The sequence below is a fragment of the uncultured Treponema sp. genome (assembly GCF_946187725.1).
In the GTDB taxonomy this organism is placed as follows: Bacteria; Spirochaetota; Spirochaetia; order Treponematales; family Treponemataceae; genus Treponema_D.
Window position 1 is genome coordinate 23,015 of record NZ_CAMHSK010000004.1, and the last position, 12,552, is coordinate 35,566.

Genomic DNA, 12,552 nt, shown 5'->3' on the forward strand with positions numbered 1-12,552 from the left:
GGAAAAAATATGAAAAAAGTGATTGAAAAGATTGTCGGAGGGCTTTCTGGAATCTTGCTTGCGGCCCTTGTCTTGGCGGGCTGCTCGGATTTAAATGAGCCCAAAAATGATGTGCGCACTGGCGGAAAGGTTAAAATCTCCTTTTCCGTTGGAAATTTGGACTCGCGTACGATTATGCCTTTGAACCTGACCGAAGATGAGGTGGTCAAGGCAGTGATTACGGCTAAACAGCTTCAGATTAACGGTGAATATTCAGCGTACTCTTTTGATGAAAAAGAATCTCTTGAATGGGAAGCGGGCTTAAAAAACGGCACTCAGCTGAATGCGCTCGACATGATGCGTGCGGATTCAGTTACGCTTGATACAGGCACTTACAATTTCACACTTGAGCTTTATGCAGATATTAATGGAACCGAATCTGTAGTTCAGGCTGGCGAGATTCTGGCAAAAACAATCGAATCAGACGGAAATACAATCGTTTTTGATGAAATGAGCTATGTCAGAGAGTGCGGCGACCTTGCAATCACGCTTACATGGGATTATACCGAAGGCAGAAATCCAATCGGCAAGGTTGTGGCAGGGCTTTATACACTTGAAAGCAAAGGCGTAGACAGTGCCCTTGATTATTCTGAAAATCCAGTTGAGTTAACGATAATCGCAGAATCAGATTCTGCGAGCGTAAACTACACCGTTTTGGATGTGCCGAACGGAAGCTATTTATTGAAGATAAAACTTTACGATTCAGAAGACACAACAAAACTCCTCAATACAATTTCTGACATCGTAAAAATCCACGGATTTAAGACCAAAAAGACGATTGAACTCGACCTTGAAAAAGTGAATGTGCTTTACAAGGTGAGCTACAATTTGAACGGCGGCTCTTGGGGCGAAGGTGAAGAGGAATCCAAGAACGACACACGCCGAAACGCTTACACGGCAGTCGCTTTGGATGAAGAAATTCCTGTCCGCGAAGGCTTTGAATTTGGCGGCTGGTATACTGACGAAGATTGCACCGATGAGAACGAAATTTCTGAAATCTCGGCAGGGCTTGAAAGCGCACATGATTACACGCTTTACGCAAAATGGAACAAAACTGAAGAAACAGGCATTTCCGTTACTCTTAAAGTTGATGAAACAAGCGACATTTCTTTTGTGCCGAATGCGAATAACGAACTTGTAACAATCGATGGCAAAAACATCATAATTACGGCAGTAACTGAAGTCGGTGAGGGCGAATCTAAAAAATCACTTGAAACCTACACATGGAAAGTTGACGGCGAAGTTCAGACTTCAAATGAAAATACGCTCAGAATTGACGCAAGTGCTTATCCAAGCGGCGTTTATACCATTTCTCTGATTGCAGTGGATGAAGCCGGCGAATATTATTCATGCCTTGCACAGGTCGAATGGAAGCGAAAATACACAATCACTTTTGATACAACAAATGCTCCTTCAACAGTTGATTTGAGCGGATTTGCAGAACAGCTTGCTCAACAGTATGTAATAGAAGGAAGTCGCGTAGTAGAGCCAGAACTTGTGGTTACAGGTGAGACAACTATTGATTACGCACCGACTTACGGCTGGTACACTGACAGCAAATTTACTGAACTGTTTGATTTTAATGTTACTCCAACACAGAACTTGACCCTTTATGGCTGCTGGGATATCGATACGATTTATGTCGGTCAGAATGGTTCTTCTGGAACTGGCCGTGGAACTGCAGCAATGCCTCTTAGAACAGTTGCTGATGCAGTAGCACTTATGAACGATTCTTCAAAAGACTACACGATTGTAATTGACGGTGAAGTCAGCGGAGGTCAGATAATCGCTGATACGAATGATAACGGTGTAATAACTGTAATTGCGGCAAACTCAATCACTCTTAGAGGTAAAACTAGCAATGAAAAGGACAGCTTGAAGGGTGCTGGCACAGGTCCAGTACTCTCAGTCACAACGGGCACACCTATTACAATCGAAAATCTTACGATTACCGGCGGAATTTCAGAAGGCCAAAACGGCGGCGGTATTATACTTAATGCTGGAGCAAAACTCACTCTTGGTGAAGGTGCTTTGATTACAGGAAACACTGCTGAAGTTCGTGGTGGCGGTATTTATGCAGCAGGTGATCATATCGAAATTACCATGAATAGCGGCGCAAAAGTCACAAATAATAGTTTGACTCATAGTGGTGAAACTGTAGACGGAGACTATATTTATGACGGTGGAGCTGGTATCTTTATTTCAGGTGATGGCATAGCAGATACTGATACACTTCCAGTGCTTGTTGTTAATGAGGGTGCTGAAATTGGTGCGAATTTCTCTCCATATCTTAGACGAGGTGGTGGTGTTCATGTAAACAATGCCAAAATGCAAATTGCAGGTGGTATGATAACCGGAAATGTTGCTGGTGATTGTGCCGCAAATGTTTATGTCAATGGTGCTAATTCTCTCGTAACAATGACAAGCGGTGAAATCTCTTATGGACAGGCTGACAGTACGGATTGCTGGGGTACAAATGCTTACGGTGGCGGTCTTGTTCTGCATGGCGGTAAGTTTACGATGTCTGGCGGAAAAATCTGCAATAATATGGCGAAACCGGATGCAGGGGCAGCAGGAAATTCTGCGGGCGTTCTGATTGGTAGCAATTGTACCTTTGAAATGACCGGCGGTGAAATCAGCAAAAACTATGTTGTTGATTCTGGAACTTGCACAATTAAGGGCGGTGCCGTTTGTCTTGACAATGCAAGCAGTGTCTTTAGAATTGGTGGAACTGCCGTAATTCGTTCTGATGCTGAAACAGGTATTGGTAATAACGATGTTTATCTTGGATATACGGAAGATAGCAATCATAATGTAGTCGGATATGCAAAAATCACGATTATTGGTGAATTGTCTGCAAGCACTGTAGCAACAATTACCCCTTCTGCTTACGATGCTAGTGTTACATGGCTTGAAGTCAGCAATGTTACACAAGAAGGCATGACTTCGACCACTCTTGGTAAAGAATGCGGTAAGTTTGCGGTAACGCCAACGACAGCGACAAATTATTTGTTGACAAAAGACGGAAAACTCGTTGATTATAACGCTACGGCAAGTACGGTCGCATCTTATATAGAAAACATGAGTGAAAGCGGAACCGTGCGTTTGGCGGGTGCAATTGATACGGCAACACTCACAACTATTCGCGATGCACTCATGTCGCTTTCAAGCAGTAATACAATTGAAGTAGATTTGGATTTGTCTTATGCGACAGGCTTGACAAGTGTTCCATCATATTCGTTCTATGAAAATAATGTCGGTTGTCAAAACTTAACAAGCGTACTGCTCCCCGAAGGAGTTACCAGCATTGGAGAACTGGCATTCTGCAGTTGTACAAAGCTTACAACAATCAACATTCCTTCGACTGTAACGACAATTTACGCAAGAGCATTTAATGAATGTTCTTCACTTGCAAACGTTACGCTTGCAGACGGCAACAAAAACCTCAAACTTGCTGAAGACGGTGCAATTTACACGATAAATGGTACTAAACTTGTTATGTACGGCAATAAAACGGCTACAGGAACTTTTGCTGTGCCTAATACAGTTACAGAAATCGGGACTTATGCGTTCTCCCATTGTAACTTTGAAAACGTAACTTTTGGTGCTGACTCGGCATTGACGAGTATTGGGGGCGAGGCTTTCTTTAAGTGTAGAAAACTTGCCTCTATCAATCTTCCTGACAACGTAAGTTCAATTGGACACGAAGCATTTATGTATTGTTCAAGTTTTACGAGCATTACACTTCCTGAATCGCTTACGGCTATAGCTACGCAGACATTCAATTCTTGTTCTTCACTTACAACGGTTACAATCCCTGTGTCGGTAAAGGAGATAGGCAATTGGGCTTTCGAGAGTACAGCCCTCACCACAGTAAACTACAAGGGTACGGAAGAGCAGAAAGATGCGATGACGATTGCATCCAGCGCGTTTAATGGGCGGGATAATGTAACATGGGTGTACAATTATAAAATAGGCTCTAAAACTGCTCCAGATGCTGTCGGCGACATTGTGTTTAATGACGGTTCTGCAATTGCTTATACAGACGGTTTAACATTGACTGCAGACCAGAAAGCCGCCGCAGTTGCTGTAATCTTCTATGTTGGTACTTCAAGTGATGCGTTAGGTGCAAGAAAACTTGGTATTGGTATTCACAACAGTTTTGAAGAAAAAGATGGCACAAATACAGGTCGTTATAGGTGGACAACTTCAACAACTGGAATTAACACAACATTTACTAATATTTTGGTTACACGTTCTTCTGGTACTACGGCTCCGGTAGAACCTTATATTAGTTATATTTATAATTCTGGACAAAATGAATATGTGTCAGGAGATTTGAACGGAAGTGATAACTGGGAAGAAATATGTAAGGTAGATACTTCTGCGGAATTATCAGATTATCCTGTTTTTAACTGGGCAAATAATTATGGTGCAAAGTTCAATCTTACAGGCTCTTATGCAAGCGGCTGGTATTTGCCATCTGCCGCTGAAATGGTCGCTTTATGGACAAATCTTTATAGTGGAAATAAAATGATAAATACTATTTTACCGGCAATAGGTGGAACAGAGCTTGCAGCCGGAGATGCAGGGGATAATTACGATTATCTTACAGCAAACAGGGCAAATACTGTATCAGGTTCATTAACTTATTTATGGAGTTATGTCGGATTTGATACTGGAGCACCTTGTACAGAGGGGGTAAGTCCTTCTACTAATCTTGCCGGAGAAGGTTATGTCTGTGCCATCCGTGAGTTCTAGCACAAGCCTCCGCGCAAGGGTATGAAGCAGCCGCGTAGCGGGCCACTGGACTGAGCGCAGCGAGGGAAGCGGCTGGAGCGACAGCGGAACTGCGGAACACCCGACCGCCCGCCGTAAGGCGGGCGGATGCGCCCATAGAAGAGAGAAAATTGTTGGGATAGGCGGGGGATGCTGCCACAAATTTGAAATAGAAAAAGGAGACATAAATGAGAAAATGTTTTTTGATGCTGGCTTTTGCGGCTATGATTTCGCTGGTCTCGTGCGGAAATGGAATTCGGGAGACTGGTGAAGAATCTTCTGACGGCGGAACTTATCTTGTGATTCGCTCTGCTTTGCTGGCTCGTTCGCTTAATCCAACTGCGAATCCTGCTGATGATGTGAACCGCCTTGAGAACTTTGTGCTTAAAGGTACGCGTGAAGGTAATGATGAAATCACGCTGGCTGGCGGAACTACTCCGATTGCAGACTTGGAAACGCTTCAGGATACAAAGATTCCGATTCAGGTCGGAAACTGGTCGTTTACGCTTACGGCTTTTCTGGACGGACTTGAATTTTCTGGTAACACAGAATCAACGATTAAATCCGGCGTGGAGAACGCAATTTCTTTTGAAATGTCTTCTGTAAAAAATGTCGGTGGAATGAGCATCACCGTTAACTTTGATGACCCGGACAAAAATATCAGATTGGTCACTGCCACCCTTATGGATGCGGCTCAGACCAGAGAACTGGATAAAGTGTCCTTCGACTGGAGCTCTATTCGTGTTACTCAGGTTTCTGACAACAATTCAGACCCTAATGGTTCTGGCATTAACACTTCAGATCCTGACCCATCTGACCCAACCCCGCAAACTGAAAAATATATCTATTCTGTCACTTATACTCGAAGTGCTGTTGATGATGCGGTGCCACTTGAAAGCGGCTCATACTATCTTTTGTTCAATTTTTACGCAGAAGGAACAGGCGACGGAACTGGCGAGGCCACGGACACTCCTTTGACCCCGATTGATTATATCGTTCGTGTTGCAAAGGGCTTTACCACCACGGCCGAGCAGACAATCAAACTGGATGAGACTTATAACATCACATATAATTTTAATGACGAAGATGATGAAGACCATCCTGCTGAATTTGAGGGCGGCGAAGTTGGTCCTGGAAAATACTCACGAAAGAGCGGTGCTATCAACTTGCCGCAACTTGAGCGCGAAGGCTATGTCTTTGCAGGCTGGTACACGAACAATGATTTGACTGAGAAAATCGAAGAGATTCCAGCGGGCAGCACCGGCGATATCGAATTGTGGGCAAAGTGGTATGAAAAGGAAGCTGGCAGCGTTTCAATTGATAACAGAGTGCTTGTGATTGATTTGAGCGCGAACACCTTGTATCTGAACAGTGAAATCGAAATCAGCGCAAAAGACGCAAACGGAAATCCTGTCGAAGATGAAGTAACTTATGATGCACAGATTTTGTATCACGGAAATGATATCGGAAAGTCATATTACTCGCTCGAAGGCAATAAATTAACCTTGTCGAGAACAAAAGTCTTTAACCGACCGGGCACATATCAGCTTTATGTCACGGCGACACAACCGGTAAATAAAGAACATGCAACAACCGTAACCAGCAGCCAGACCTTTGATGTTACGATTTATAACGAATATGCGACACCGAGCACGAATGTGGCGTTGTATAACGGTTCAAATTATTATCTGAGAGAATTTGAGTATATCGGAACTGCTGATGACTTCGAAACTGCTGATTTAAGCGGAAATTCAACAGGTTGTTTTGCTTTCGATGCAGACGGAAATTTGTACACGAAGGGCTATAAAATCATCAAGTCAACTAAAGAAGGATTCCCATCAACTAAAGAAGGATTCCCAGCAGATGGCGTTTCTTGTGATGAGGATGTAAGCGAAATCACTGTTGATATTGCAAAGAATGTGCTCTATGGCTATGACATTTATGAGACAAGAATAGATTTGTATAAATATGCTAATCTTATTTCATCAAGTAATGCTGCTTGTTCTACATATACCGTAACTGCTACTGTTGATGAAGAAGACTTCTATCCATTTGTTGCGGCCGTTGACAATGAAACTCTCTACGCCTTTGGTTATATTGAACTTTCAGGAGAAAAGTATTGGTATTTGCTTACCTTTGAACTTAATTCAGCAAATTCTGACGGTTCAATAACTAGTGCAAAAACTTCCACACAATTTACTGAAACTGAAATAATCAACTCATATAGTGAATCTTATACATATATGTTTACCGATATGCTTGTACAGGAAGGCTGCGCATATATTCTGATGAATTATTCTGGATTTGAATCAGAAAAGCTTTCGTTTAACAGCAGAGGTGGCGTGATTAAGATTGATCCGTCTAAAGACTCTGCAAACGACTTACTCGGTTTGGTAGATTCAGCTCTTAATGGAAGTGATGATTATATCTATGCTTATTTTGCAGATGGCAATACAGTACCTAGTAATAAGTATTATGCTGATGCTGAAAAATCTACAAGCCCTGTTCTTTTTAATTGTAGCGATATAAAGAAAACTTCAACATATATAGAACAGGGAAATGAAGTTACAAAAACAAATTCATTTGGCATATATGCTCCTGCTACTGCGAATTATGATAAATCTTTCTATGGTCCTTTACGATTTGTTGCTCTAAACCCAAAGAAACTTGTTATTTCTGATGAAGGATATGCTTTCTATACGGACAGTTTGGGCGCTTACAAATATAAAAATGTAAACCGTGTCGTAACGATCGATTTGGAAAAATTCGCCATTGTAACTGAAGAAATAAATGATGTTAAGGCTACCTTTAAATCTGATTCTACAAGCAATGTTCCTAATACATGCTCTTATAGTTTTGATGAAGCTAGTCTGTATATCTACAACGATGATGACAATGAGTATCTTGATATTACTTCTGATGAATTGAAAAGTACTTATGCAAGTCTCTATTACTCTTCAAGTGGAAGTACTGCAACATCAAGTGTATTCAGCAACAATGTGATTTCCCCAAGTATTCCTCATGGAACTGGTAACGACTAATCATGGAGATTAATATGAAAACAACGATAAAAACATTTTGCGCGGCATTTTCCGCAATCCTGCTTACATTTGCTGGCTGTTCAGATTTGACTGAATCAAAAAACGATGAGATAAAAACTACCCGCACTGACACAAAAAGCTGTCTCGTTACAGGCAAAGTTTTGGTGTCAGGCGCGCGTTCTGCTTCAAGCTCATTGCCACTGGACGGCCTTTCGTATTCAGTAGATGCATACGAGAGAACCCCCTCGAATCCAGATACTCCAAGAAGCATTGACGGTACTTTTGATGAAACTTCAATGTCCTATTCAATTTTTCTGGATGAACCCGGTGAATGGACGATTTATGTAAGAGCCAAGCGCGACGATTCGGCAAGTCATATTCTGAATGGATTACTCGTAGTCGCAGTCGATGATTACTTTAAAGCAAAGCCTGTAAGTGCAAAGCCTGTAAGTGAAATTGCGAAAAACATGGATATTGCTTTGCAGCCAGGTTACAGCACAATTGAATCAGATGCCGGAGCAATCAATCTTTCAATCCAAGATGCAACTTCGACAAGCAGAGTTAAATCACTTTCTTTCAATGCTGACCTTTATTCTACTGCAGGAAACGACAATTCCCTTGCAGAAACACGCACTGTTGATTTTGAAAGCGGTGTCGCACGAATCAACCTTACAAACATAAAACCGAACCCATACAAAGTTACATTTTCATTTTTCGATGAAGACGGCACTACGCTTTACAAGTGCACCGAAGCAATCGAAGTTTTCGGCGGATTCACCACAGACACATGGTACGGAAGCGGCTCTCACTTGAAGTATGATGAAAATACGGGCAAGACAAACTTTGTGATTACGGATGAGCTGATTGAGAAGTATGGGCCGGATTTTGTGCCAAGTACGCAGATGGTTCTTTATTCGATTGAAGGCGAAGGAGTTAACCAGCATTTTGAATATAATCTTGTCGATTATTCTGTAACTAGTGATGGTGAAGGAAAATCTTCGATTTCGTTTGGAACGATTCCTGCTACTCCTACTGCATCGAATGATTCTTCTAGTGACAATTCATTCTGTTTTGACGGTAATGGAAATTTCTATGCGGTTACAAAAAGACTGGAATCATCAACTTATATAACATCAAATAAAACTGATTTTGGCAAAGAGACTGCTACTGCAAATAACGGAGCGATGTATCTCTATGGTGATTTAGGCTCCAAAATCGCTGTTGACCGAAAAACGAATTTCCTCTACATATTTGATTCGCAAAATATGGAATTGCATCGCATTACAAACGAAGACGGTTCATATACTTATAATGACCAAAATTCATACTATTGCGATTCCAAGACTTATAAGCTTTCAAGTGACGAAATTGTTAGTGATTCTACTTCTTTTATGATGTATGACGGAGTTGCTTACTTTGCAAGAATTCGTTCTGAGTATGATGGTGCACTCGTTGTATATCTTGATGTAGCCTGGGTAGATCTTTATAACGAATCAGGCGATGGATGTCCTGTAGAATCTGTAGGAACTCTAATCACTTCTTTTGGATTTGGTGATTCAACCGAAATTTCTGACATGATTTATCAGGATGGACTTTTGTACCTTCTTGCACGAGAAATTGTTTTGTCTCCAAATGGATTGACATTTAAAAGTCGCGGTGCCGTTCTTCAATATGATTTGTCTAGAAGCACACTCAACTGTATTGGTCTTGCAGGCAATATAGTCACTACAGAATCTGAAACTGAATATGTGTATACTGCATATCACGAATCTACATCTCAGAATACCCTTGATGGTTATCAGCTTTATACAGATGAATTGCTTAAAGAACCGCTTTTGCTGGATGTAAGCACGATTAAATCATCAGGTGGTGAGCCAATATTCGAAATCTGTTCTCCTAAAACATCATACGAATCAGGTGAACTTACATTAAGCAATTCGGCATTCTATGGTCCTCAAAAGTTTATTGCACTTAAACCCAAAAAACTTGTGATTGCCGATGATGGCGTTGCTTTCTATACGGACGCTTACGGTGCATATAAATACAAGAATGTAAACCGTGTTGTAGAAGTTGATTTGGAAAGTTTCTCAACAGGAACGGCTAATCTTGCCACAAAAGAAACTGATAAAGACTTTGATTTTACGAATACTGATACCGTTTATTCTGATTTGGGAATGAGTGGTTCATATTGGGCGCATACACTCTCTCAAAGTGTAGATGCCTATGCACTTGATGAAGATGGAACAGTGGATGGATTTGGTATAGGCGATGTAACTACATTGTATTCTTCACTTAAAAACGGTTGTGGCTTCAGCAGTTTCTTTTCTAATGGCGGTCGTCCAATCATCCCTTGTGGTGACTAATATCTTCTCTCTCTTAAAAGCAATATAAATCAAATTCAGGGGGATGTCTAAAAAAAAGTTGTGTGGTGGTTGAGCTAGTCGAAACCACCATGTTTAGTCTGAGAGGTCATTTCGACAAGCTCAATGACCGCAGTGCTTAACTTATTGGACATCCCTCTTGTCACATCCGTTCTGTAATCCCAAATGAATAATCCGATAATTTCTGTCTGTATCCCTGTTTTCTCCACCGAAGCGTATCTTGCACAGTGCTTGCGTTCTGTATATACGCAGGATTTTGATTCGTTTGAAGTTGTTGTTGTGAGTGATGCCAGCCGTGGAAAGGATGAAAAGGGCAGAACTGCTAAAAAAATCGTTAAGCTAGCTCAAAAAGAAAGTGATAAATTCCGCAAAGAAAAGAATCTTCCGCGTGTGTTGTTCCGTTTTATCGAGCACAAGGAAAATCGCGGTCTAATCGAGGTCCGGCGTTCGCTCTGTTACGAGGCGCGCGGTTTTTACATGACTCAGTGCGACAGTGACGATGAAATGGAAGCTGGAGCACTCACGGCTTTGTACAAGGCGGCTTTCATTGAAGATGAGCCAAAAAACGCCTTGAATGACGGTGAATCTCAAAATCAACATGAAGATACGAATTTCTTTGACATTGTCCACGGCACTTCTACGGCGGGAACTTTTGACGAAAGCGGCAATTTTACTCCTGCACAAGACAATCGTTACGGCAAGATTTTTTACGGAAAGATTGAAGGGCATGATGTGTTCCGAAGATGGCTTTTGAACGGTGATTTTACCGCAAACACCTGGGGCAAGCTGATTAAACGCGAACTGTGGGTAAAAGCCTACGAGAACATTCCCTACACAGAGTGCAACATGGCGGACGATGTGCTTTTATTCTTCTTTTTGGGGCAATATGCGCAATCGTACATCGGAATTGAAACAAAGGTTTACCGTTACCGCGTGAACACCGGCATGACCAGCCATCGCAAAATCGACACGATGCACAAATGGAAAATGATTTGCTCCACCGCGAGCGTTTTCAGCGTAATCAGCACATGGATTGAAAGTCAGTCGGCTCTTTCTGAAGACGAAGTGAATAAAATCCGCGGCATGACAAGATATTATCTTGCGAACAACATAAGGCAGATGAATGAAGTCGTTGTTCCTGAGCTAAAAGAAAAAGCCCGCTCCATGCTCTGTGAGTATTGGGGAACGGGCTTTGTTGAAAAGATGGAAGCTGCCCTGCGTGCCAGGGAGCAACCGAATTAGTTAACCTGCAACCGAAGAGCTTCCCACTTCTTGTAGTACAAGTCGAGGTCTTCGCCCAAATCGTCTTTAAGCTCGCAGTTATTCATTGCGCTTGCCGGATAGAGCGGAGTTGACTTCATGTACTGCTCTGCTTCAAGGTTTACGAAGCACGGGAAGTTGAAGAAGTCAAGGAACTGAGCGTAATTTTCTGGTCTGTGAATGAAGTTGATGAATTCTGTTGCAAGTTCGGCATTCTTTGAATCTTTAAGAATACACATGCTGTCGAGGTAAGAAGCACCGCCCTGTTCAGGAATGAAGAAGTCGATTGTGCTTTCCCATTCATCTTCCGGAACTTCGCCGTACATAACTTCGGCATAACCGTGACAGAGCCACAAATCGCCGCGAGCGAAATCTTTACCGAATCCTTCTGCGTCGAATTTTACGATGTTCGGGAGCCACTGCTTTTTGATTAAATCAACTGCATCAGCAACTTCGTCTTCGTTTGTTGTGCTTACTGCATATCCTTTGTATTTGAGTGCGTCACCGATTACTTCACGGTAGTCGTCCATCATTGAAGCATGACCCTTGAATCGTGGATCTGCGAAGATGTTCCATGTGCGCTCGTAGTCACCAGCCGGCATCTTCTTTTTGTTAACACCGATTCCTGCTGCACCGAAGTAGTATGGAACTGCATAAACCATATCCGGGTCGTAAGTGACTTTTTCGAGGATTTTTGGGTTGATTTTGTCGCGGTTTGTGAATTTTTCCTGAATCAATGGCTGGAACATTCCGCGCTTCATCATGATTGAAACATAGTCCTGTGATGGAACAACGATGTCAAAACTTTTTGCGCCGCCGTTAATGAGCTTGTTGAACATTGTTTCGTTTGAGTCGTATTCTGTGACGATGACTTGACAGTTGAATTCTTTTTCGAACGCTTTGACTACGCTTGTTGGAGTGTAGTATGTCCATGTGAAAAGTTTTAATGTCTTGCCCTGACCACAAGAGCTTAGACCCAAAGCAGCGGCAACCCCGAACGCCGCCAAAGAGATTTTTGAAAGAAGTTTCATTTCTTTTCTCCAAAAAAAGAT

Annotated in this window: 5 protein-coding genes; 4 read left to right on the forward strand and 1 reads right to left on the reverse strand. The window is 42.1% G+C overall.

Annotated features, from left to right (window positions below):
- Nucleotides 1–9: 9 nt before the first annotated feature.
- From Q0Q74_RS02620 to Q0Q74_RS02635, 4 genes are all read left to right on the forward strand, one after another.
- Nucleotides 10–4,800 (forward strand): leucine-rich repeat protein, encoded by a 4,791-nt coding sequence (locus Q0Q74_RS02620; protein ID WP_294428232.1) that lies wholly within the window; start codon nt 10–12, stop codon nt 4,798–4,800.
- A 206-nt stretch (nt 4,801–5,006) separates the two neighbouring features.
- Nucleotides 5,007–7,859 carry an InlB B-repeat-containing protein gene (locus Q0Q74_RS02625; protein ID WP_294428234.1) on the forward strand — a complete coding sequence of 951 codons (2,853 nt, stop codon included), beginning with the start codon at nt 5,007–5,009 and terminating at the stop codon, nt 7,857–7,859.
- A 14-nt stretch (nt 7,860–7,873) separates the two neighbouring features.
- A complete protein-coding gene (locus Q0Q74_RS02630) occupies nt 7,874–10,222 on the forward strand; it encodes a hypothetical protein (protein ID WP_294428236.1) in 2,349 nt (782 codons plus the stop codon).
- 183 nt (nt 10,223–10,405) lie between these two features.
- Nucleotides 10,406–11,482 (forward strand): glycosyltransferase family 2 protein, encoded by a 1,077-nt coding sequence (locus Q0Q74_RS02635; protein ID WP_294428238.1) that lies wholly within the window; start codon nt 10,406–10,408, stop codon nt 11,480–11,482.
- Here the strand turns inward: Q0Q74_RS02635 and Q0Q74_RS02640 are convergent.
- Complete coding sequence (locus Q0Q74_RS02640) at nt 11,479–12,531, reverse strand: extracellular solute-binding protein (RefSeq protein WP_294428240.1); 1,053 nt, start codon at nt 12,529–12,531, stop codon at nt 11,479–11,481. The two genes, Q0Q74_RS02635 and Q0Q74_RS02640, sit on opposite strands and share 4 nt — an antisense overlap.
- Nucleotides 12,532–12,552 lie beyond the last annotated feature (21 nt).